The sequence below is a fragment of the Acetatifactor muris genome (assembly GCF_024623325.1).
Classification (GTDB): Bacteria; Bacillota; Clostridia; order Lachnospirales; family Lachnospiraceae; genus Acetatifactor; species Acetatifactor muris.
In genome coordinates this window covers 18,132-41,206 of record NZ_JANJZD010000040.1, presented here as the reverse complement: position 1 = coordinate 41,206, position 23,075 = coordinate 18,132, and the positions used below count along the sequence as shown (strand labels likewise).

General features: G+C 51.7%; 23 protein-coding genes and 3 pseudogenes. All 26 read right to left on the bottom strand.

Annotated features, from left to right (window positions below; genetic code table 11):
• Positions 1 to 120 precede the first annotated feature (120 nt).
• Positions 121 to 1,383, bottom strand: a pseudogene (locus NSB25_RS24645) (recombinase family protein); the annotation flags it as partial.
• Between the two features lie 133 nt (positions 1,384 to 1,516).
• Entirely contained in the window at positions 1,517 to 1,714 is a 198-nt protein-coding gene (locus NSB25_RS24640; RefSeq protein ID WP_103242650.1) for a transposon-encoded TnpW family protein, read from the bottom strand.
• Entirely contained in the window at positions 1,711 to 2,562 is an 852-nt protein-coding gene (locus tag NSB25_RS24635; RefSeq protein ID WP_103242651.1) for an ATP-binding protein, read from the bottom strand. Before NSB25_RS24635 ends, NSB25_RS24640 begins: the two co-directional genes overlap by 4 nt.
• A 62-nt stretch (positions 2,563 to 2,624) precedes the next feature.
• Entirely contained in the window at positions 2,625 to 3,368 is a 744-nt protein-coding gene (locus tag NSB25_RS24630; RefSeq protein ID WP_330406383.1) for a replication initiator protein A, read from the bottom strand.
• Positions 3,369 to 3,489: 121 nt separating this feature from the next.
• A complete protein-coding gene (locus NSB25_RS24625; RefSeq protein ID WP_103242648.1) occupies positions 3,490 to 3,876 on the bottom strand; it encodes a cysteine-rich VLP domain-containing protein in 387 nt (128 codons plus the stop codon).
• Entirely contained in the window at positions 3,866 to 5,497 is a 1,632-nt protein-coding gene (locus NSB25_RS24620; protein WP_103242647.1) for a relaxase/mobilization nuclease domain-containing protein, read from the bottom strand. Before NSB25_RS24620 ends, NSB25_RS24625 begins: the two co-directional genes overlap by 11 nt.
• A complete protein-coding gene (locus tag NSB25_RS24615) occupies positions 5,469 to 5,864 on the bottom strand; it encodes a plasmid mobilization protein (protein ID WP_103242646.1) in 396 nt (131 codons plus the stop codon). Before NSB25_RS24615 ends, NSB25_RS24620 begins: the two co-directional genes overlap by 29 nt.
• A gap of 409 nt (positions 5,865 to 6,273) precedes the next feature.
• Positions 6,274 to 6,678 carry a winged helix-turn-helix domain-containing protein gene (locus tag NSB25_RS24610; protein WP_103242645.1) on the bottom strand — a complete coding sequence of 135 codons (405 nt, stop codon included), beginning with the start codon at positions 6,676 to 6,678 and terminating at the stop codon, positions 6,274 to 6,276.
• Between the two features lie 191 nt (positions 6,679 to 6,869).
• Positions 6,870 to 7,442, bottom strand: a complete 573-nt coding sequence (locus tag NSB25_RS24600) for a hypothetical protein (protein WP_242982641.1) — start codon at positions 7,440 to 7,442, stop codon at positions 6,870 to 6,872.
• A gap of 5 nt (positions 7,443 to 7,447) precedes the next feature.
• Positions 7,448 to 7,969, bottom strand: coding sequence for a helix-turn-helix domain-containing protein (locus NSB25_RS24595; protein ID WP_242982640.1), 522 nt, complete (start codon positions 7,967 to 7,969; stop codon positions 7,448 to 7,450).
• A gap of 270 nt (positions 7,970 to 8,239) precedes the next feature.
• On the bottom strand, positions 8,240 to 8,380 hold the full coding sequence (locus tag NSB25_RS24590; protein ID WP_103242643.1) for a Maff2 family mobile element protein: 141 nt from the start codon (positions 8,378 to 8,380) through the stop codon (positions 8,240 to 8,242).
• A 241-nt stretch (positions 8,381 to 8,621) separates the two neighbouring features.
• Positions 8,622 to 9,941, bottom strand: a pseudogene (locus tag NSB25_RS24585) (VirD4-like conjugal transfer protein, CD1115 family); the annotation flags it as partial.
• 30 nt (positions 9,942 to 9,971) lie between these two features.
• Complete coding sequence (locus NSB25_RS24580) at positions 9,972 to 10,142, bottom strand: transposon-encoded TnpW family protein (protein ID WP_160584304.1); 171 nt, start codon at positions 10,140 to 10,142, stop codon at positions 9,972 to 9,974.
• Between the two features lie 307 nt (positions 10,143 to 10,449).
• Entirely contained in the window at positions 10,450 to 11,700 is a 1,251-nt protein-coding gene (locus NSB25_RS24575; RefSeq protein WP_257479327.1) for a plasmid recombination protein, read from the bottom strand.
• Between the two features lie 176 nt (positions 11,701 to 11,876).
• Positions 11,877 to 12,950: an AAA family ATPase gene (locus NSB25_RS24570; protein WP_257479326.1), complete on the bottom strand. Its 1,074-nt coding sequence runs from the start codon at positions 12,948 to 12,950 to the stop codon at positions 11,877 to 11,879.
• A 394-nt stretch (positions 12,951 to 13,344) separates the two neighbouring features.
• A complete protein-coding gene (locus tag NSB25_RS24565) occupies positions 13,345 to 13,629 on the bottom strand; it encodes a DUF6809 family protein (RefSeq protein ID WP_103242821.1) in 285 nt (94 codons plus the stop codon).
• On the bottom strand, positions 13,626 to 13,928 hold the full coding sequence (locus NSB25_RS24560; protein WP_103242822.1) for a DUF6809 family protein: 303 nt from the start codon (positions 13,926 to 13,928) through the stop codon (positions 13,626 to 13,628). Before NSB25_RS24560 ends, NSB25_RS24565 begins: the two co-directional genes overlap by 4 nt.
• Positions 13,929 to 14,072: 144 nt before the next feature.
• The gene (locus NSB25_RS24555; protein WP_120390475.1) at positions 14,073 to 14,252 is read right to left on the bottom strand and encodes a ribbon-helix-helix protein, CopG family; all 180 of its coding nucleotides are present in this window, start codon (positions 14,250 to 14,252) and stop codon (positions 14,073 to 14,075) included.
• 255 nt (positions 14,253 to 14,507) lie between these two features.
• Positions 14,508 to 16,271 (bottom strand): recombinase family protein, encoded by a 1,764-nt coding sequence (locus NSB25_RS24550; RefSeq protein ID WP_257479325.1) that lies wholly within the window; start codon positions 16,269 to 16,271, stop codon positions 14,508 to 14,510.
• 46 nt (positions 16,272 to 16,317) lie between these two features.
• Positions 16,318 to 16,857, bottom strand: a pseudogene (locus NSB25_RS24545) (type IV secretory system conjugative DNA transfer family protein); the annotation flags it as partial.
• Positions 16,854 to 17,324, bottom strand: a complete 471-nt coding sequence (locus NSB25_RS24540) for a PcfB family protein (RefSeq protein ID WP_103242308.1) — start codon at positions 17,322 to 17,324, stop codon at positions 16,854 to 16,856. The pseudogene NSB25_RS24545 and the gene NSB25_RS24540, both read right to left, overlap by 4 nt.
• Positions 17,325 to 17,376: 52 nt before the next feature.
• Positions 17,377 to 18,177, bottom strand: coding sequence for a hypothetical protein (locus tag NSB25_RS24535; protein WP_103242309.1), 801 nt, complete (start codon positions 18,175 to 18,177; stop codon positions 17,377 to 17,379).
• 6 nt (positions 18,178 to 18,183) lie between these two features.
• Positions 18,184 to 19,287, bottom strand: coding sequence for a DUF3846 domain-containing protein (locus NSB25_RS29975; protein ID WP_103242310.1), 1,104 nt, complete (start codon positions 19,285 to 19,287; stop codon positions 18,184 to 18,186).
• Positions 19,284 to 20,117, bottom strand: coding sequence for a hypothetical protein (locus tag NSB25_RS24525; RefSeq protein WP_330671181.1), 834 nt, complete (start codon positions 20,115 to 20,117; stop codon positions 19,284 to 19,286). The genes NSB25_RS29975 and NSB25_RS24525 overlap by 4 nt, the downstream gene beginning before the upstream one ends.
• A 4-nt stretch (positions 20,118 to 20,121) precedes the next feature.
• The gene (locus NSB25_RS24520) at positions 20,122 to 22,146 is read right to left on the bottom strand and encodes an LPD1 domain-containing protein (RefSeq protein WP_103242312.1); all 2,025 of its coding nucleotides are present in this window, start codon (positions 22,144 to 22,146) and stop codon (positions 20,122 to 20,124) included.
• Between the two features lie 26 nt (positions 22,147 to 22,172).
• Positions 22,173 to 23,075 (bottom strand): hypothetical protein, encoded by a 903-nt coding sequence (locus tag NSB25_RS24515; RefSeq protein ID WP_257479324.1) that lies wholly within the window; start codon positions 23,073 to 23,075, stop codon positions 22,173 to 22,175.

Genomic DNA, 23,075 nt, shown 5'->3' with positions numbered 1-23,075 from the left:
TTCACTGCCTGTACTTTGTATTCATGGTCGTATTGCCTGTTTTCTGCCATTTTTGTTCACTCCTTATTCTCTTGATTATATCTCAAATCCTTGAGAATGGGCTGTCAACTTTTTTTATACCACATCAGCTATCCGTTTTTCTGCCGCTTCCAGTTCTTTCTTCTTGGCGGCGTTCCGGCGTTTGCTCCCGTCCTCGGTCTGCTCGGTCAACAGCTTCATAAACCGGGCTTCGTGCTTGGCGGCGTAGCTGGTGACTTTCCGTAAATTCTCGGTCACTCCCTCGGTCAAAAGGTCGGTGCGGATAAAGTGCGCCGTACAGTCACGGGTGCGCTTCTTGTAGCTGCCGCATATGTAGCAGTCCTGCCGCCGCTTGTCTGTCTGATACCTCTGCTGGTACATGACGCTGCCGCAGTCGGCACAAAAGAGTATGCCGGAGAACAAGCCCACTTCGTCATAGCGGTTGGGGCGTTTGCGCTGCTTGCGTAGCTCCTGCACACGCTCCCATGTGTCACGGTCTATGATAGGCTCGTGGTGGTTCTCAAAGATTGCCTGCTTTTCTTCGGGGTTCTCCCTGCTCTGCTTTACCTTGTAAGACACTTTCTCGGTCTTGAAGTTCACAAGGCAGCCCGTGTACTCCCGGTTTTCAAGGATATGCGCCACGGTGTTTGTCGCCCACTTGCACTCATAGCCGGGGTGGTAGCGGCGTGTGCTTCCCGTCCGGCGGTATTCCAGCGTTCCCGGCGTGGGTGTCTGCTGCTCCGTAAGCATACGGGCTATCTTGGTCGGTCCGTTCCCGGCAAGGCAGAGGCTGTATATCTGCTTCACCACGGGGGCGGCTTCCCCGTCAATGATGAAATTTTCGTCCTCGTCCATGAGGTAGCCGTACACGGGCTTGCTTGTGACGGGCTTCCCGCTCATGCCTTTTGACCGCTTCACGGCTCTGATTTTCTTGCTCGTATCTCTCACCAGCCATTCGTTAAAAATATTACGCAAGGGGGCAAAATCGTTGTCGCCCTGTGCGCTGTCAACGCCGTCATTGATGGCAATGAAACGGACGTTTTTCTGTGGGAAAATCATTTCTGTATACATTCCCACTTGAAGATAGTTTCGCCCTAACCGTGACATATCCTTGACTATGACTGTACCTACAAGCCCCGCTTCAATATCGGCAAGCATGGACTGGAAGCCGGGTCTTTGGAAATTCGCCCCGGAATAACCGTCGTCCGTGTACCATTTCAGATTCCCGAAGCCGTTCTGCTTTGCGTAGTTTTCAAGGATTCGCTTCTGGTTGGAAATGGAATTGCTCTCGCCTTGCAGCTCGTCCTCATGGGATAATCTCGGATAAAGGGCGGTAATGAGTGTTTGGGTGGTCTGTCTTGACATAATATCCTCCGTTTCCGACAGCCAGCCCACTATTCCGTAGGTCTATTATACCATAGGTTGGGGCTGGCTGTACAGTCCTTTTTGCTACTTTATGGAACATAATGTCGAATTATTTTTAACAGGGAATGTCACTTTACATGGCATGGGCGGCTCGTTCCCCGGCTGCGCTTTCGGCTTCCAGCACTTTCATCATCTTGTCGGCGGCGGTAGCGGTAGTGCCTTGCTTGAAATAACCGGAAACCACAAGGACAGTATTCCCTCTGCGTACCTCGGTCACGCAATCCGGGCGGCGGGCGGTAGTGGCGGTGCTTCTGTTGGGGGTGTCGGTCATAGGCTCTCCTTTCTGTTCAGCAGCGTTTTAAGCTGTTCCATTTTCTCCCTTGCTTTGGCTTTCCTGAAATTCTCCCCGGTAATACAGACAGGGGTACACATTTCCGTAAGGCGGTCATATATGCGGGCGTGGGCGGTGTCCTCCGGGTTCTGCAATTCCTCCAGCGTCAAATTCGTGGTGACTATCAGCGGCTTTTGGCTGCGGTATCGGCTGTCAATCACGTTATAGACTTGCTCTAAGCCGTATTCTGTGCCACGCTCTATGCCGAAATCGTCAAGGATAAGCAAAGGGAAGCTGCAAAGGCGGGATATGTATTCGTTCCTGTCCTTGTAGCTGGCGGCAAGGTCATTGAGGATAAGGGCAAAGTTCGTCATGCACACGGAAATTTCTTTCTCCATGAGGGCATTGGCGATACACCCGGCAAGGTAGCTCTTGCCCGTGCCTACTTCTCCCCACAAAATCATTCCGTGGTTTCCGTCCTTTATCTGCTCCCATTGTTCCACATAGCGGCGGGCTTTCTCCATTTGGGGGCATTTGCCGTTGTCATTCCCGAAAGTCCAGCTTTTCATAGCCGGGTCGGTGAAGCCCTTTCTTTTTAGCCGTTCTACTTCCTCCCGGTGCTTGTGTTCCCGGTCTGCGGCTTCCAGTGTTTCCCGGCGTTTGCGCTGGCAGTCACATTCTTTGGGGTGGCGGTCACGTCCGAAAATGGTCTTGCCCTCCGGGAAGTAGGCTTCTTTGGGTTTATGGCAGCTTCCGCAATACAAAAGCCCGTCCTCCCCGGTATAGTCCTCCGGCTCTGCTTCCTGTGCCGTAGCAAGCCGGAAAATAGCGTTATCGTAATCACTCATAAAATCGTCCTCCTTGTTCATGGTCTTTTACGCCCTGTTTACGGGGCGTTGTGTCTATGCGGTCAAAGGCTCTCGCCCTCTTTGTAGGAATAATCGGGGATTCCCTTTTTCGGGTTCTCCTTTTTCTCCCGGTTTAACCAGCGGCGCAATGCAGCGGCATGGCACACATAATCATTTCCGCTGGCGGCTATGTACTCGCTCATTTCCTCAATGAACCGTTCCAGCCTGTCCGGGTATTCCTCTTTCAGCTCCGTATACTCGGATTCGGAGAGGAAAATATTTTTATATCTTCCAAACGGGGCGGGCGGCTCCCCACTCGCTCCTTTTAGTTGGTTCTCTTTTAGTTGGTTTATAGTAAGTTGGTTAGGGGTCGGTTTTCCGTCCAACGCAAAGGTCGGTTTTCCGTCCTTATGAGGGTCGCTTTTCCGGCTATCAGAGGGTCGCTTTTCCGGCTGTATGGCGGTCATATGGTCGGAAAACTGTACCACTGGCACTTGCGGTATTTTCACATAAAGGCGGTTCGGTGCGGAAAATCCCCGGCGTTCCCGCACTAAAAGCCCGGCAGCGTCCAGCTCGTTCAGTGCGGATTTTATGGCGGTTCTGCCTTTATCCAGCGTTTCCGCTATCTCCGAAACGGGGTAGACAATATACGTCCTGCCCTCGCTGTCCTGCCAGCCGTTCTTCTGTGAGAGGGTGGTACGGTCTAACAGCAGCGCATAGAGCAGCCTTGCGGTATATGACAAGTCCATTTTCAGCAGAAAACAGGGATACGGGAAAAACTGCGGCATTGCGGTGTCGGCTGTGATGTAATCGGTTATGGTTCTCACCTCCTGTCTGTGGGCTTCTGTTACGCTTTAGGACGCCGTTTTGAGGGGTAAAGGATTAAAATATCGGCTACCCTTTGAGGGCGGTCAAAAAAGCCTTGATTTACGGGGGCTTTCCAGTTCCTAAAGCGTGACATAGTAGCCTTTGTTTCCGCTTGCGCTGTGCGGCATGGATTCTTTTCATGCGTCCGGCACAATCCGGGCAGTATTTCCCACGGTTTGACTTGGGGAGAAAATACCCGCCGCACTCGGTACAGCGTTTCCTGTCTGCCCGGTGGAGTAGGGCGGCTTCCAGCTTCCCGTCCAGCGGTAGCACCGCGGCAATGAACCAGCGACAGAGAAGCGAATAGCTGATACTCTGCACACATACGCAAGGCTCGCCGTTATCCAGCAAGATACAGTTGCCGTTATCGTAGTTGCAGCACTCATGCACAAGCCGGCACGCCGCCCGGTACTGGCGGTAGTCCATTCTTGGGATTTTATCTTTCATGGTCTTTTCCCTTTCTGCGTTCCGGCTCACGCCTTAAAATCTGCTCGATATTGCTTTTGACGGTCTGCAATTCCCGGACGTTCTCTTTCTTCTCCCGGTACTCGTTGTAAAGGGCGTTTTTCTCTTTGGTAAGCTGCTCAATCTCTGTCTGTAATGCTTTGGACGCTGGCAGCTTGGAGATTCCCCGTGCCTTGAAATACCGGGCGGCGGATTCGGAAATGATAAACTCGCTTTCGTGCTGCTCCCGGTAGGCTCGCTTTGCTTTTTCCGATTTCTGCGCCCGCAATCCGTCACGGGCTGGCTTGGTCTTGATGTAGGCTAATAGCTGCTTCTGCAAGTCCTTTTTCTCCCGCAAGGTGCTTTCCACGGCTTTCAGTTTCCCGGTGGTTTCATGCAATCCGGCACTGGCGGCGGCAAGGGCGGCTTCCAGTTCTTCCGGGGAAGAAAAGCCGGATTCCCCGTAAATGCTCATGGTCGCTGCCATTTGCTTTAGGTTGTGGACAGCCGCCCAGCGGTCATATCCTATGCCCTTGCCCTCGGCTCGCTTGGCTTCCCGGTCTACCATGCGCTGTACGCTGTCTTGTTTCGGTGCGTTTATGGCGGCTTTGTTGCGCTGTAAACGGTCTTTTATGCTGCGGGGGTATTCCTGTTTGGGTAGGGGCTTTTCGGCGGCTCTTGTGGCGTTCTGTGCGTTTTGGGTGAGTGTTTCCAGTACGGCGGCACGGTCAAAATCATCACCCAGTTTCCGGGCGGTGATGGGCTTTGTCCTGTCCGGCGTGAGATACGATAATCTCCCCCGGCTCTCCTTGACGGTCACTCCCTGTTGTAACAGCTTCCCGGAGAAGTCCTCAAAAGAGATAGCAGAGGACAGGGCGGTGCGGATCACGCTGCGTAACCGCTCCTTGTCGGTTTCAAATTTTGTGACTTTGGGCGGCTCACCTGCGGCGGCAAGGGAAGCGTTCTCTTTATCCAGTGCGGCTTGTCCTTTCCGCTTCGCCCAATACTCACGCTCGGTAACACGGTTCTTGCTCCCATTAAGTAAATCAATCTGATAGAGATTTTCCCGGTGGCACATCTCCATGACTTCCGCTTTGAAATATTCCATAGCTGCGTCCGTGCAGCGGTGCTTGCAGCCCTCCCTTGTGTCCGCTGGTCTTTCCATGTAGGGCAAGAGCGGCACTTCCGCAATCCGTAAAGAATTGATTACGATATGCACATGGATATTTCCGCTGTGGTTATGTCCGTCCGGGTGGGTGCAGACAAGGGCTTGGTGTCCGGGAAAATGCTCTTTGCAAAACTGCTCGCCCAACTGCTGCGCCCGGTCTACGGTCAAGCCGTTGTCCTGTGCGTCACGGGGGTCAAAGCTGATGATATAGTGGTGGCTCTTTACGTCCTCCCGTTTCTGGTTCTTGCCGTATTTGAGATTGGAGCGCATACACGCTATGGCGAAATCCTCCCCGCCGCAATTCAGAGAGGAAATGCGGTAATCGTCACGGGGGATAAGCCGCCCGCTTTCATCAAGGGTGGGCTTCATGGTAAAATCGTCATGCTCAAAGGTTAGGTACTGCTCGGCGGCTCCATAGTCGGCATTTTTAGAGCTGATATGTTTGAACGTTGCCAACGGCTTCACCTACTTTCTGCAAGACTTCAAACTTCAAGGCGGCAAGCTCCGCTGTGGCGGCTCGTACCTCATGGGAGAGGGCGTTATAAGGTGCGCCGTACTCGTTCAGACAGCGGGCTATCTGATTCAGATTCCCGCCGATTTTTCCATACTCGGCTGTAAGTTTCCCCACGGCAGAAAGCAATTCATCATTGACCGGAGAAACGGTAATGACCGGGCGTATTCGTGACTTGGTAAGGGCTTGCCGGATATACTCGGACTGGCTCATTTTGCAGAGTGAAACCCGCTCGGAAAACTCGGCGTATTCTTCCTCTGTCAAGCGTGTCTTGATTACCCGGTGGCGGTGGGGCGTGTTGTATCTTTTCATGGCTGTGAACCTCCTTTCGTGGGTGGATTTTTTCAAGCGGCGCAAGCCGCAAAAAGGCGGGCTTGGGGTGGCAACCCCAACAAGATTCCCATAGGACAAAATGAGCGATAAGCGAATTTTGGTACTATGGTAGAATCTTGCTCTAAGAAAGTAGCGGCTTCTGCTGTGTGGGCTTTCGCCGTTTTCCCTCGGCTTGCATGGCGTGGGTTCTGCCAACTTTGCGGTGGTATTTTTCCCGTCATTATTACTACGCACTGCAAGGAAAATATGGCAAAGTCTTCCGGGATTTTCTGTAATTTCTTTTCGTGCTTTCCTGCCAGATTTTAGCAAAAACGGGCGCAAAAAAACAGGAAACCTTTTCTGATTTCCTGCTTTCTGACTGCCAAAAATGGCGGTGGTTATTCGTTTTTTATTCCCCGGAAGCAAACTTGTAGCCTATGTCTAAAACGGTCTTTATGTAGATGGGATTTTTGCTGTCCAGTTCTATCTTTTTCCGCAGATTGCATATCACGCTGGCAACGTTTGACTGGCAGCTTTCGCTTTCCATGCTCCACACGGATTCAAAGATTTGCGCCTTTGTGAATACCCTCCCCGGACTGGCGGCAAGGTAGCAGAGTGCGCCGTATTCCAAACGTGTGAGGTATATGTCCTCCCCGTCTTTTAATACCCGGCGTTGGTGTAATCTGATTTCCAATCCCGGAAAAACCAGTGCGGGGGATTCCGGCGACTGTATGGCTTCCAGTGGTATCATATCGGCAAGGGCAGTTATGGCTTTCTCAACCGTTTTTTCTTCGGTATCGTTGAATGTAAGAATTAGTATTTTTGCTATAAATAGTACCTCCTACTGTTATGTAACTTGTCTGTCATGTCGGAACTGGAACAGGACGGTAACAAGCCGCTGTTTTATGCTGTCCACGGTGTCTTTGTCGATATGCCCGTATTCAAATGGCGGCGATTCGGATTCGCTTGCTGTAATGGCGTAAAACCTCGTCTACGGCTTCCACTTCATGCACCTGAATTGCCAGCGTCCGACGCACCATAAGAGAAACTTACTATGGTAGCGTCACTATATTTCTCAAAAGTCGTATAGTATTCTTCTTCTGTAATTGTCTTTGTTTCGTCTCCCTTTTCCATAGTGTAAGTGGCATTTCCGCTTTCATCAGATTGTTCAAGAATACTTTCCGCCAATTTAAGTGCGCCGGATTCTTCAATTTCAAAACGCTGCATAGCGTGACCGGAAGCTGCATAAATACCTGTTTCATCATAAGAGATAGGGTATGCGGTGCCCATACTTTCTATCCTTCCTACGTTTTTAACTTCTTTGTCTACCAGATAATATACTTCACAATTAAGTGCCGCCTGATTTCCCAGTCTGTCATCATACACCTGTGAAGTGACAAGTAAAACAGGTGAAGAAGCATTCGTATCAACAATCGCAAAAAGCTCATTATCTTCCAGTCCGGCAATGGTTTCACCGTAAATAGCAGCATTGTCACTACTTTTCTCTCCACACGCACATAAAGAAAAAATTAACACACATAAAGCGAAACATGAAATAATCTTCTTTGTTTTATACATATTTTTCAATCTCCTTTTTTCCTTTTTTCAATGGCATAACTTATGAACAGAATTACTCCGATTGCTCCTGCGATGATGGACGGTATCATCAACCGCATATAATCAACAGGGGCATTCTCATATTGCCCCGTAGCGATATATCGGTATAACATATACTGGGTGCTAAGTGTTGTGTTTTGTAATGCAACTACATAGGCGAAATTTAATATGCTGACCATAATAAAAATCAAACCGCTGATGAGCAGCAACGACATTTTTCTGTTATGAAGATTTATTTTCATCAAATCTTCTAAAGTTAGTTGTTCATCCTTTTTATTTGCCACGCCTGCTTCTCCTTCCTTTAGCAAATCATCTAATGACACATGAAAAATCCTGCTTATATTAACGATACTTTCTAAGTCTGGGGAAGTTCTGTCCGACTCCCATTTGGAAATGGTCTGTCTGGACACGTTAAGTTTTTCAGCTAATTGTTCTTGTGTCATTCCTGAAAGTTTTCTTAATTGGTTGATTTTATTTCCAATTTCCATTTTGTGTCCTCCTTTGAGAGAAATTTTAAGCAATATAAACAATTTTTTCTATCAACGCTGCTTTACATTTGCGCTCTGAATAATAACATTTATGAAATCGCTTGTTTTTCTACATTTTTAGCGACCATGTCAAGGTATTTCAAATTATACCATTTATTCTATTCTTTCTCTACCACAATCATCAAATGCAGTAAGCATATGATTTGTCCATCTACTGTACGGAATCGTTGTTGGGCTGGCTATCTAAGCCTTGTGTTAATGGTTGCTTCTTTACCACACATGAGCATTTGCACCAGGGTTGTCATTGCCGTAGCCCTCCAATAAGTTGATGACGCCCCATGCGCCGAGGCCGGCGCCCAGAGCAATCACCAGAATTTTCAGGGTATCAATCGCACTTGCAAAAAAAGCCATAAAGTTGTCCTCCTTTAATTTGAGAAATGTTGGTTTTGTGGTATGGCCGTATCTGGCCGGAAACGAAAAAACGCCCCTGTGCTTTAAGAAAATCTGAATAAAGCACAGGGGCGGCATAGTCCAGGAGCATCCTGGAAAGGTATACGGTTGTCAGGGAGGGGCGCGAATCCTCAATAGAACCTCCTTCCGGTGAAAAGAAAAAGCCCGCTAAAGCCAGGGACTTCAACAGGCAGCTACATCATCATACAGCCGGCACCTCCAAATCCTCCGCCGTGACCTCATAATTGCGGTACAGCTCGCCGGGGCTGACGGGCAGCCTGGTTGAGAGGAATCTTTCAATGTCAAACTCATTTTTAGGGGCATAATCCGACAGGTATTTATAATTCGGATGTTTCGTAATATCGTATTTGCGGGAGAGGAAGGGCCGGACGCCCCTGATCTGCAAAAGGCATTTCCCGCCGTCCATCACGGCCAGCTCGTCCACCGACATCAAATCCTTTCCCAATTTCTGGAAATTCTGTCCGTGGGATTCCTGGTTGCCTTTGGTGACGCTGGTGTTATACATGTCGATGGTCTCTTTTCCCAGCAGGGAATTCCAGCTTTTCAGCGTGGTTTCCTCCTTGCCTCCCAGGAAAAGGGAAGCGTCACAATTCCCGATGATGGTGTCCATGTTGTCCTTATAGAGCGCCTTTAGCTGGCTCTGCGCCTGCAATACCAGACAGGCCGAAATCTCCCTGGAACGGATCGTTGCCATCAGCTTTTCCAGGTTCGGAATCTGCCCGATATTGGCGGCCTCGTCGATCAGGCACCGCACATGTACCGGCAGCCTGCCGCCGTACTTGTCATCGGCACGCTCGCACAGCAGATTGAACAACTGCGTATACGCCATGCTGACAAGGAAATTGAACGTCGCATCCGTATCGCTGATGATAAAGAACAGCGCCGTTTTCCTGTCCCCGACCAGGTCAAGCTCCAGCTCGTCATACATGGTGATCTCCCGTACCTCCTTAATATCGAACGGCGCTAACCTGGCGCCGCAGGAAATAAGGATCGATTTTGCTGTCTTGCCCGCCGCTAATTTATATTTTTTATACTGGCGTAGGGCGAAGTGGTCCGGGTCCTTCTGCTCCAGCGCGTCAAACAGCAAATCCACCGCATTTTTGAAAGTCTCGTCATCCTCCCGGACCTCCATAGCGTTTATCATTTCTACCAGGGTGGAAAAATTCTGCTCGTTTGTCGGGGCCTCATAATAGATATAGCCGATCAGCGCCGTATACAGCAGCGTCTCGGCCTTGACCCAGAAATCGTCGCCGGATTTCCCTTCCCCTTTGGTGTTTGCGATCAGCACCGTTACCAGTTTCAGAATGTCCTTCTCATTGTGGATGTAGGCAAAGGGGTTATAGTGCATACTCTTTGAAAAGTTGATTGTGTTGAATACCTTGATCTTATAAGGCTCATACACGGTTTTCCCATTCTTTCCCCTGACCGGTTTTCCGTCCTTGTCCAGTTTCGGCGTGCCGCGGCTTAGCAGCTTTCCCACTTCAATCAGGACCGTACCTTTTCGGACGGTGTGTCAAGGACATATTTACCGTTACACAAGCTGAATGTCCTGTTCAATCAACCGCTTGATTTTATCTGCCATTGTTTCCTTGCTGGTATCACTGAAATGTATAGATACCTCATAAGTGGTCGTGCCTATCCGCCGGATAAGCCGCGGCGCTTCCTGTCTTGTGGTGATAGTTGTTGTATCTGCTTTATTCATTTAGATTTCCTTTCTGCTGATTCAAGTTTTTGTCTTTCCCTTCCGTTCCGCCTATCCAGCCCGTCAAGGGTCGGGTCGTATTTTCGCCGCTCCGCTCTGAAAATCTCCACCCTTTCCCCCTTGACAGTCTGGATTTTTGCCGTGCCATTGCGCTGCCGACAGCGGGGAACAGGAAAGAGAACTGTTTCCCGCTGTCGTCCGCTCCATTCTACGGCAAAACCGGCTCCACTGGTGTACCGGCGGCGTTAGTGCTATGTGGTGGCTCTGCCCCCACACCCCCGACCTCATCCAAAGAACAGGCAGGGTGTTACCGCTCCTGTTGCTGCTTCCTTTTGAGGGTAGGGGCGGGCGCGGAGGTTTCTTTTTCCAGCCGTTTCAGGCTTTCCAGAGCCTTCCTTGTCTGTTCCGGGTGCAGCCGTTCCAGTTCCATATAGTCTTTTGTCCTGCCCTTTAAGTCCTGCCAGCGGGTACGGTAGATTTCCAGCCCCTTCACCGCTTCGGTAAGCTGCCGTTGCAATTCAAGGAGTTTCCCTTGTGACGCAAGCCCGGACTTTGCAAGGGTCAGCAGCTTTTTAAATTCTTCCGGGAGTAGTTCCATGTGTCCCCAAAGGTTCTTCTTTCCCATGCGTTCCAGTTCGCTATACATTGCGCTGGCTTTCTCCGTGACCGTAAGCTGTTTGTCCAGCCCGGCTAATTGCTTGCCTTTCTGCTTCAAGGTTTTATCCAGAGCCGCCGCCTGTTCCTCTTTGTCGGCAACGTCACCGGCAAGCCCGGCAAGTCGCTCCTTGTCCTGCTTTATCTTGTATTCCAGCACGCCCAGATGTGCCGCTGTACTGCCACGTTCCCCGCGCTCAAAGTCTTTAAACCCTGCCGCCTGCATATGCTCAAAAAAACGGTCTTGTAGGAGGGAATAAGCGTTGATTAGAAGGGCTTTCCCGTTTTCGTCCCGCTGAATGTTCCCTTCTTTATCCAGCGCCTTTTCAGATGCCCATTTCTTGCTATGACTGACCTGATGAATCACTTCCTTTGTCGTCCCCACAAGAGCCGGGTCTTTGCAGCGCTTTGTCCACTTGACTTCCTTTTCCACCACCGGCACATACACCACATGGAGATGATAGTGGTAGATGTCGCGCCCAAGCTGTTCAGAGAGCGCCCGGTTCCGTTCATCCGCGTGCATGACTGCCGAGAGGATATATTCCTCACCCCCGGCTTCCTTCACTGCCAGCCGGTAGGCTTCCTCAAAGAACCGCTTTGCATACGCATAGCCGCCATTCCGCTCAAAATATGCGGAGTTCACGTCAAACACCATTTCGTCAACTACTTTAGCGTCCTGTTTCAGCCCCCTTGTGCTGATTGTGCCGTTTTCTACCATATGCTCAAATGTTTCCGCATAGCTTCCCTCACAGCGCTTGAAATGCACGTTGAGGGCGGCGCGTTCCCGGTCAATGTCCGTGTTTGCATAGCCGCTGTTCTTGCGTTCGTTGTGCCGTTCCCGGATTCCAAGCCCGGCTTTGCGGTAGGCTTTGTTCCGCACAACACAGCGGTCAGTCTTTCCCATAAATGCTCCTTTCCGGGGCTATGTTACGCTTTAGAAGCCCGTTTTGGGGGCAGTTGGTATAAAACCCCGCCGGGCATGGAAAAGGGGCTGGAAACGCCTGTAAACAGGCACTTTTCAAGCCCCTATTGCGTAACATATGCCCCCTGTTGCCGCCTGTCTGATGACGATGACGGTATTTATCTATGTACCCCTGTTTTGGGGGTATCGTCACCCGCCGTAGATGACGGTATCCCTTCCGCACCCATATATATATTTTTATCGTCATCGTCACCCATAGAGAGGGAAACAAGGCGGGCGCTCTTTGTCCGGGTGAAGCCCATACAGATATGGTGCTGTTTTTCCAGTATCAGGGCGCGTTCCTTCAGCAGCCGGGTTAAACTGTTGGGAGAGCAGGAAACGCTGCTGTCTATCCCTTTCAGGCTGTCTAACAGTTCCGTAGCTGTCCCGCTGAATGTTTTCTTACTGGAAAGGAACTTCACCAGAACCGGCGTGAGTGTATCGGCTGTCGGCTCCCCGGAAAGGTAGGACACGAACCGCCAGACGGTCATATCCCGGTCAAATTCCAGTAAAAGCTGCATATCCTCTATATCGCGCCCAGTAACGTGAAGGGTCGCTTTGTTGGCTGTCCGTTTGTCCTTTTCCAGCACATACATACTGTCAACCGCGCCGATTATCCCTACCGAGCCGGAAACCATGTTGAAGGGGTCGCTGTCCGGCATCTTGCGGACGTGATGAATCAGCAGCACGGCAATCTTGAAGCGGTCAGCAAAGGACTTGATTCGCCCAATTTCGTCGTAGTCATTGGCATAGGCGTTCTTATCATTCACCGCCCCGCGTACCCGTTGGAGCGTGTCAACCACCACAAGCCCCGTGTCTGGATAAGCCGCCATGAAGGTTTCAAGTTGTGGTATCAGGGAGCCGGACAGGTTATCCGCTTCCGTGGCAAAATAGCTTTGTTCCGAGCCGTCGTCGGTGATGTGGGAGAGCCGGAAATGGAGCCGGTCAATGGTATCTTCCAATGCCAGGTAGAGCGTCCCGCATTTGCGCGTTTCAAACTCCCATACCTTCCCACCAGTGGACACTTGCTGGCAGAGCCATAAAGAAAGCCATGACTTCCCGATTTTGGCGCTGCCGGATAAGATATGCAACCCCACCGGCATAAGCCCGGCAATGATAAATTTAGGCGGTTCCACGTCCAGCCCTAACAGACTTTTCCCGTCAATGACGGACAAGGTTTTGATTTCTTTCATAAGTTGTTCACTCCTTTTCATTCTGCTTTCAGTTATCTATATAAAAAGCCCTATAACAGCGCTAGCAACCGTTACAGGGCTTGAATCGTCTTTTATTCTGTTCTTTGGAGGAGGTCGGGGGTGTGGGGGCAGAGCCACCGCAGGAAAACTCCCGCCGCCAGTACACCAGCGGAGCCGGTTTTGCCGTACAATGGTTGGGACGAAAAACGGGAAACAGTTCTTTTTCCTGTTCCCCGTTTTCGGCGCAGCCATAGCACGGCAAAAATCCAGACGGTCAAGGGGGAAAGGGTGGAGATTTCCAGAGCAGAGCGGCGGAAATACGACCCGTACCTTGACCGGTTGGATAGGAGAAGCGGCACGCTCAGGCGCACCGTTTCTTCTGTTGTCTGGCTGTCTATTCTTTTACTTCTTGATGATTGCTGAAAACTTCATTCATCAGCATTGCACCCAACTTGAAACCGTACTCAAAGTTGGCGTAGGCTTGTATAGTGGAAAGCTTTGTCCTTCCTTTATCCATTTCCTCAAACCGTTTAAGCTGTTCTGGTGATAATTCTTTTAGGAGGTATTCATAATCATTTCCCACTTGTCCAGAAATAGCGCGGTACTCCGCGTAGTTTTGTGGAAGGATTTCTTCACAGGGGTAGACTTTCCCATCGTAAAGGCGTTCTAAAATGCTCATACGCTTTCCCCCTCATGGAGAATTAAATCATCTTCATCAGAAATGACCTCAATCATCATAAGTACCCCTAACCGGAAGCCTTTAACAAAACGGTCAATCCCATAGAGAACGCTTTCTTCGTTTTGTGCCGCGCTGTAGTCATCCAGCATTTTTCGTTCTTCCTCATTGAGTTTCGCCATCAGCTTTTCTCCGAGGGTGCAGTACCGGTTTCTTGCCCGGTTAAATTTGGAATCCCCTTCATAAATCACTGGCTCAACGCAAAGGTGGTCTGTTGCGATTGCCTCTAAAATTTTTCCCATTCGTTTCCGTCCTTTCGTTTGATATTACGCACAAAACCTTGCCAGACGGAGCCGCGCAGTGTATAATATTTACGCGGTCTGCCTGTTAAGGTAGCTGTACACTGAAACGGCGTACTTTCTTCGCCGGAGGTCGCCGTTTCTCTGTTACTTTTTCAGGCTGTCATGCACCATATCAATTCCCTTTCGGACAACATCAGAACGAGAAGTTTCAAGTTCTTGTGTACATTCGTCGAGTTTTTCTTTTGTTTCCTTGCTTACCCGAACAAATATTCTGTCCGTCATAGAATCGTCAGAAGGTGGACGCCCTGTCTTTTTTTGCGCCATCGTTTCACCCCTTTCTTGTGCGCACAATAATTATATTCCTGTACGCACAAAAAGTCAATATATTATGCCCTATTTCAGCCGCCGCAAATGCAATCATATACTTTTATCAAGTATATGACCCACTCTGACACTTTCACCGCTTCGCGTTGCAAAGTGCCGGCGTGGGCTCTCCGAGGGTTTACGCCCGCCGTTGGCGTGGCGCATAAAAGAGGACGCTGCTTTCTGCCTTGCGTCCTCTTTCTGGTTCCCTTTATGCTAATTTGCCGCCGCTGCCAGTTCCTTCTGTCGCGCCCTGTACCGTTGCATACGCAGCCGGTTTTGTTCGCGTTCCCTGTTGCGGGCTTGCAGCTTCCTTTGTTCCCTTGCTTCCTGTTCGGCGGTCAGGGCAGCTTCCATTTTTGGCACAGTAAATGCCCCGATAAAGTTTAGATATATGTCTACCTTTTGCACCCTGTCCCCGGTCGATTTGTCCGCTTCATGGACAACTACTTTTTCTATAAATTCATTCAACATAGGAGTGGTAAGTTCTGAAAAATCCGTGTACCTTCTCACCAATTCAAGGAACCGGTCAGCCCTCACACTATCCGCGCCGTAACGGTCAAGCCCGGTCTGTAATTCCTGCATTTCTGCTTCAAGTGTGGTCTGTTCGTTGTCATATCCGGATAGCAGACGGTCAAAGTGCTTTTCTGGAATCTTCCCGGTAGCAAAAGATTCATATAGCTTTTTCACCAGGTCGTCCAGTTCTTCATGCCGCCGCTTTGCCTTTCCCAATCTTCGGCGGTATTCTTTCATAGTGGCTTCCTGCTGAACGTCTGACGCTTCCCGTACCTTCTTGACAAACTCCTTTTCGTTTGAGAGGGCATAGGCGCTGACTTCCCGGATAGTTTCCAGAATCAATTTTTCTACTACAGATACCCGGATATAGTGCATGGTACAATTCCGGGTATACTGCCGGTAGCTGGAGCAGCCATAAGAATTGTCAGCGTCATATTTGTTTCTGGAATTATACCGGTGTGACAGCTTCGAGCCACAGTCCGCGCAATAGAGCAATCCACTTAAACGGCAAGGGGGAGCGCCATTCTTTTTCGGTCGGCGTTTTGTTTCTATCAGGCGTTGTACATTATTCCATGTTTCTTCGTCAATGATTGCTTCGTGGGTGTTCTCAAATATCATCAATTCGTCCTCTGTAGCTTTCCGGCGCTTTTTGGTTTTATAGGATTCACTGATAGTTTTACCCAATACCGTATGCCCCATATATTCCCGCTTTTCCAAGATATGAATGATTGTTTGGTTTGTCCAGCGGATAGGGTCGTGGAAACTCTTGCTATGCTGGTTTTCAGGATAGTATTTTTCAGCATATGCCGAGGGAATCAATATCTTGTCAGCGTACAGAATATCGGCAATCCGATTGACTCCATTCCCTTCCAGAACCAGCTTGAAAATGCGCCGGACAACTGCTGCCGGTTCCGGGTCGATAATCAAATGCTGCTTGTCGTCCGGGTCGCGCCGGTAGCCGTAGGGGACACTGGGAGAAACCCGCTTCCCTTCCTGCATACGGGCTTTAAAGATAGCCTGTATCTTGCGGCTGGAATCGCGTGCATACCATTCATTCATAATGTTCAAAAACGGCGTGAAATCGCTGTCCTGCTGGTTGCTGCTGTCTATGCCGTTGTTGATTGCTATGAACCGGACGCCTTTTTCTTTAAACATGACTTCGGTATAAAACCCTACTTTCAGATAGTCGCGCCCAAACCGGCTCATATCTTTTACGATAATGACCGCCACGTTTCCGGCTTCCACTTCGGCAATCATGGACTGGAAGCCCTCCCGGTCGAATGTCGTCCCACTCACTCCGTCGTCGGTGAAGTGGCGTATGTTGACAAAGCCGTTCTTCCTTGCGTAGTCCTCTAAGAAATGTTTCTGGTTCGTGATACTGTTGGATTCGCCCTGTAATTCGTCGTCGCGGGAGAGCCTTTCATACAGGGCGGTAATCTTGATACTGTTTAATTGTTTGCTCATTATATAACCCCCGTTCTGTTATGATGTAACGCTTTTTAGTTCCTTATAACACTATCACGTTCGGATCGGTGACGACATACGAACTATGGAGCTGCATGAGGTTGGGTTTTATAAAAAATCTCGTCTTGCCGGAGCCGGAACCGCCGACTACCAGCACATTTTTATTACGGGCATGGGCCGGGTTCTTCGGCCTGCCGGACATCATAAGCCCCTCGGTCTGCGTCAGGATAATGTTGTTTTCCGGTTTCGGGTCCATGAAAGGGGCAATGTCTGTTTTGTTCCCCCACCGTGCAGAGCCGTACTCCACATCCTTGCGGTACTTTTTTGCATTTTTCCCTTTCACATATACCGCCAGCCTCACTACGGCGGCACCGCAGAGGCCGGCAAGCCAGTCTATCGCCGCACCCGGCCACATGCTCTGGAAAGCCAGAGAAAACCCTTCCGCAAGACCTAACATCTTCTGTGAGGCGTCTGCTCCGGGGGCAAGGCGCACCGCCTCGCCCAGCTTCGCAAATACCAGAAGGAACAGGAGATAGGGCAGGTGGAGGATCACCTGCTTTTTCAGGGTATCGGTATCTATCTTCAACGTTCCGGCCCTCCATGTTCCTTGTTCTTCACCCGGTCACGGCCAAGAGCCTGCGCCAGTTCCTTGAATTTATGGAGCTGGGTAAGCAGCGACGGCCTGGCGCTCCGGGCGAGGTCTTTCTGGGTATATTCCTTAAAGGCCGCCGTCAGCGCGTCCGCCTGGTTCGCTTTGAAATAGACCGTCCACTTCGGCGGGTCAGTCCCCAGCTCTTTTTCAATATGGTAACGGACCTGGTGTTTCCTGGCATACCGCTCAAAGGAGCGGATTCTGCCGGAGACTTCAATGGTGTTGGCTCCGGGGTCCTTGCAGGTCAGCCGTTTCATGCTGTTCCTGCCGACTTTCGGGGTATTGCGTTCCTGCTCCATCTTCTGGAGCACGGCGGCAATGGCAGAGCGCAGCACACGCCCGGACAGCTTCGCCGCCTGGATGGAGACCGATACGGTCCGCTGTTCCAAATCTTCCTGCATAAGCATCCTCCTTCCTAATAAAATCTGTAATTATAAATGGGAAACATCCGTCTTACCGGGCATCCCCGACCACCTGCTGGCGGGGTGCGTGCTCAAAGGCTTTTACCGCCTGGTCTACCTGGATTTTCGCATGTTTCAGGAGCGTCTTAATGATGGTCGCCGGGTGGTCCTGTTCCTCTAAATGCGCCACCATACCCTTACAGCCCTCCGGGAGATATTCAGCCATGTCCTTACAGGCATCCTCCAGGCCGCCCATGAATCCCCAACAGCTATCCGACAGCTCGCCGTTTTTGTAAAGTTCAAAGCCGTAGCACTCGCCCCGCAGGTAGGAATCATAGGCGGCCACTTCGCCGCGCATCAGGTCCTCCGCCTTTTTCCGAACGGTGCCGGTCATTTTTTCCCCGCCAAATTCCTTCAGCGCGTCCTCTTTGGAAACATAAATCCATCCGACCTGCCCGCTGTCCCAGGGGTCATTGAAACTGGTGGTCTGCATGGCAAGGCCGCTGTGGTCCATCAGATAGAGGGGCAGCGTAATGTATTTTTCGGAGATCACCTTCAGCATGGCGTCATCAACCGCCCGTTCCTCCGTCTTTGGCCCGTTCCGGAACCGGCTGCTTACAATGTTTACCATGTGTTCATAGCGTTTCAGGCCCGCTTCATCATGCCCCACGGTATCTAAGTACATTTCCCGCAGGAAATCGTCTTTATCCATGTAATTGTGGCTGTCACCCAGCGCATAGCGGGGGTGGAAACAGGCCATTGTCCCAAAATGCTCGTCTACCTCGCGGGGAGAGATTAAAATATCGTCCGGCTGCACCATCAGCGCATACGGACCGTCAACTGCCATCAGCATAAGCCATCAACTCCTTTCCGGTTCCCTGGGCTTTTTATCCGGCGCTTTCGGCCCTGCCTGCGCCGCCTGTTTCCTTGCATTGTCAAGCTGTTCCCGCACGGAAACATCCCGCTTCGCCTCCGGTGCCCCTGCGCCGGAGAAATCCGGCAGCTCCTTAAAGCCGATACTGTCCACATACCAGGCCGTATCAGCACCGCTCTCATGCAGGACCACCACGTCAGAAACGGAAAGGGAATGGCCCCTGAAATCTTCCGGGTGGTCGATATTGAACCGCCTGTAAATATCCTCCAGTGTCTCGCCCGGTTCCCGCTGCATGGCATAGACCATCTGGTAATGATCCCGATCCACGGAAAGCCCTTTGCGTTCCAGCCAGTCCAGGGACATAAAACGGAGATTGTCTGCATTGTCCGACATGTCAAGCTGATAGATGGAATAGGCGCTGATCCCATACTCTTTCTCATAGGAAGAAATACGCTCCAGAAGCGGCGCCGTTTCTCCCTCCATGTGTTCCTCACGCTCAAATGCCGCCAGCCTCATGCGGATTTTCCCGGTATCTCCAGAAAGCAGCTCGTCCGCCATGCGTTCTTTCTCTGCATGGGAATCCGTATGCAGGTCTGCATAGGCCCCGCTGTTCTGCCTGAAAAATTCGTCAAGGTCGAAAGCCAGGTCCATAGATTCGTCAAGCCTTATATCATCCCCGCCCGTTTCCTCCATGACAGGGGCCGGCTGCTGTTTTTCCTCCAGCAGGAGGGGCTGCTTCACCGCAACGATCTCACCCGCCAGCCGGTAAAATTTCTCCGGGTATCTGAACTGTTCCTTAAACTGCTCCATGAAGTAATCGGGAAGGTCGGCAAAACTTTCCTCGCCGAGACCGGCTATGAAAAAGGTGCCGGCCATGATCTCGACCATCTCGCCGTCCTGGTTGTAGATTGCCCGGTTCAGGGGAAGCCCGTTTATTTTCCCTTCATCATTGCAGACAATCGCGACAGGCTCCGCATAAGGGTAGTAGCCCTCTATGCCTCCCCCGACGGCCTCCTGCATGGATTTGAGGCTCCCGTCCAGCTCGGCCTCATAAGGCGCTTTCCCAGGCTCTATCATCAATACTTTCAAATCTGCATATCCTCCTTCTTTTTAATTGGCGTCTTCGGCTCTGCCGCAGCCTTTTCCTGTACCCTCGCAGCAGACAGCTTTCCCAGCACGGAGGGCTTTTCCTCTTTTCCGGGCGCGGAAATGGCGCCCTCCGAAACCTCGGCAACATGGCCTGGTCTTACCGGTTCCCGGCCCTCCACGGTATATCCAGGGAGAAGCACTCCATTGACCGTAAAACAGTTTTCATGCTCTTTCGGGATGGGCGGTGAAATCTCCGCAAACAGATGGGAATAGGCTTTCTTTCTCCCGTCCAGGTACTTCTCGGCGGCGGCCTTGTCCGTGTAGCGTTTCTTATCCTGCCCTGCAAGGTGGATGCTGTAGCCTTTCCTGGGCGAATTGAGATACAGGTCCCATGTCACATACCAGGCAGACGGAACATCCTGTTTTGCCTCCCTGTTATATGTTGTCTGTTCCCTGATCTGGCAGAACATCTTATAGACCCGGTTACTGATCTCCATCCAGTCCTTGTTGTTGGAAAAGGGCTGCCAACAGTTCCCGGTATGCTTTACCTCCGGGGTGCGTAAGTATGCCAGCGCCCGGTCAAGCCGCTGCGTGGCCGCCGCCTGCTGTTCCCATTGCTTCGCTGCCGCCACCACGATGTCATAGGCTTTCTTTTCTCCCTCAATACTGTCCTGGCGCATGGCCTGTACCGTTTCTGCTCCCTGTGCAATCAACGCTGAAATATCCGTGTTCTCGCATGATACCGTGTGTTCCACCTGCAGCCTGTAGCCTTCCGACAGGTCCCCGGAGCGGTGCGCCCGGTAATCTTTATTTTCCTCCAATCCTTCCACCTCCTTAAATCTCCGGCGTATGGCTCTTTTTCGGGGCCGCCTGTGCCGGGGTGGCTTTTTCTGCCGGTTTCACCGCCGCAAGCTGCGCCATGACCGAAGGCCGGTCCGCCGTAAATATGGAAATCTGTTCATTCTCCGCCAGCGGCCGCGCCGGAAGGGGCAGCGTTTCATCCGAATGGGTCAGTATCTGCTCCCGTTTCAGGTCTGCCACGATCTCGTCAAATACCGCATTGATGGCTCTGCGTTCCTCACCCTCCGGGAAGGCTTTCAGGACGGCCATTTTCCCGCCTTTGTCTGCCACGAAGGTAACGGCGCAATCCGCGTGGCCCGCCAGATAATCGGAACGGTAAGGCAGCTTATCCTTGATGTAACAGGCAAAAGCCCTGGCTGTCATTTCCGTATTGCTGTCCCAATAGCCGCCGTCCTTTTCGCACTCCTTACCCATGCGCACAGAATTCCGGTAAAAATCGGTTTCCACACGCCCGATCTGCGGTGCCTCCTGTGCCTGCAACCCGGACAGCATACGCTCGAATATTTCCAGCCGTTCCCGTTCGCTTTTGGGGATCACCCGCCCGGTGACAGACTTCTTGAAAGCGCTGATCTGTTCCACGGAGCCGGCCTCGCCGGATAAAAACGCCTCTTTAAGAACCGCATAGGTTTCCATCTGTTCCTCGCTGCCATGCCGTTTCAGGGAGCCGAGCACCGCCGAATCCAGCCAGCCTGCCGCATTTTTCCGGGTGCGCTCTGTCTGCGCTTCGGTACGGGCCGCCGCCTGCTCCGGCGTCTCCGGCTTATATTTCATGGTATCAATCAGCTTCTGGAACGGCGCATAGAGGCGGGGCTGTTCCGAGAGCATCCCATTCGCGCCCATCTTCGTGCCCAGGTAATCATCAAGCCCGTGCCACCATTCATGGGCCAGGGAGCCGGCCCCGTGCATCTTCGTAAGGTTGATGACCTTCCGCAGCGGTTCATAGTGGGCTGCCGCGTTCCCGCTGCCCCTGGCGCCGAAAGCGATTGCAAGCGTTCCCTGGTAGGCAATATCCCTGTCGCTGACCTGCAGGGCCGACGCCAAATCTTTGAGCGCTTCAAAGCCCATGTTGAGGGAAGCCTGCCGGTCATTCTGGTTCATCCAGTTTCCGAACTCGCCGCCGCGGAACCCGAAGGCGTCAAGGTAGTGCTGCCCGGTGATCTCCACGCCGCTGCGGTAATCCGGCCCGTCCCTCCGCACATGGGAGAGCTGGGGAGGCACAAACCGCGTCTTTCCGCTTTTGCTGCGGCCCTTTGCCAGCTCCTGCACCCATTTCAGGGCAGCCTCCCGCGATTCAAAGTTTGTCTGTAAGATGGAATAGCCCTTCGTCACATAATAGGTACCTGGTTTCCAGTCATTATTTTTGGAATAGGTATTCTTCCCGTCATTAAATCGGATGGAATACCCTGCCGGCACTTTCTGTTCTTTTGGCACAAGGAACTGGTCCTTTCTTGCCTTCTGTGCAAAATAACGCTCAAAGGAGGAAACCGGGCCGACATCCAGGGCTTTCAGCAGCTTATTGGTAATGGCCGGGTTCTCCCTGCCTTTTTCCGTGGCACTGTAATAGCCCCTGCCTCCCCATCCCTGGGAGCGCTCCAGGTAGCCGTTCCCTACCATGAAGCGGTCGCAGACCTGCACGGCGTCCTCCGCGGTACGGACATCCGCCACCGCCGCCTGCAGCTCCCGGACCGTCTCAATATATTCCTTCTGCCTGGCAAGCCGCTTCTCCGGTGTGTCGTCCTTACGGTAATACTGTGGGGAAGCGTTCAGGCTGTCCCTCACTTTCTTGACAAAATACACCACCCCCAGAGGGATGCCGTCGTCAAGCATGGCCTGGTAATCCGGCTTTTTCCAGATATTATCCTTCTTTACGAATTTCTCGGCCTCCCGCTCATTCATGGCGTCCAGGTCATTCACATAGAGCCCCCGGTCCTTCCATAAATCTTTTTTTGCGCCGCCGATCTTTTCCCCAAAATCTTCATGCTGTATGTTGTCAGCCAATCCGTATCACCTCCAGTCATAAAAAATCACCGCTCCGGGGAAGGGCGATGTTCCTTTGATTTGTCAGGCTGCGGGCGTATTCCCATGATCCGGTCCGTTTCCCTGCGGACCAGCCGGTCAAGCGCACCCAGGTCCTCCGGCGCAACGGCGAACTCCCGGTAAAACTCATACCAGAGCCCCGTGACTGCTGAAACGGGTGCGATTTTTTCCGGCCCGCCGGGTAAGAGGCGGTAGACCGGGCCGCCGTCAAGGAGCATCTGCTTCGCCGTCCCCAGCGGTATGAGGTACATGTCCATATCCGGGTTCTGCGCCGTCTCCATATATCCCGTATTCAGACGTTCCTCCAAATCCTGGGGCATATAGGGAAATGCCTGTCCCTTCCACTGGCTGAACCTGCCCTGATAGAAGTGCTGCCATTCTGTCACCTGCTCCGGCGCATAGAGGTAGCGCCAGGTTTTCAGGGCATCCTTTTCGCACAGCTCCATTGACTCCCATTTTTCAATGTCTGCCTCCGCCTTCGTGCCGTCCCGGTATTCCATGCTGACGCCGTAGGGGTAGAGGGTATTCTTTTCTATGTCCTGCCGCAGCGTGTCAAGGCCCATCATCAGGACATCCCCGTACAGCCGTCCGCCCTCTTTGCGCTCCGTGTGGAACAGGAAGGCCCTTGCGCCGGGGTATTCCGTCATGGCTGCCATCCGGTAAAGCTCCGCCGAGGGGCAGTAGGCAAGCAGCGCGTCCGAGAGCCACATATGTTTCTTACCCATGATGGCGATAGAATCCTCCCCGGTATTCGTGGCAAGCGTGCGCAGGTTAAATTCACTTTCCCGTAGGAAATCCCCGGCCAGGATATGGAGCCCATAGGCAAACATGCCTAAATCCGTATCGCGGACCAGGTGAATCTGCGGAAGTGATTCCTGTTTCAATTTCAT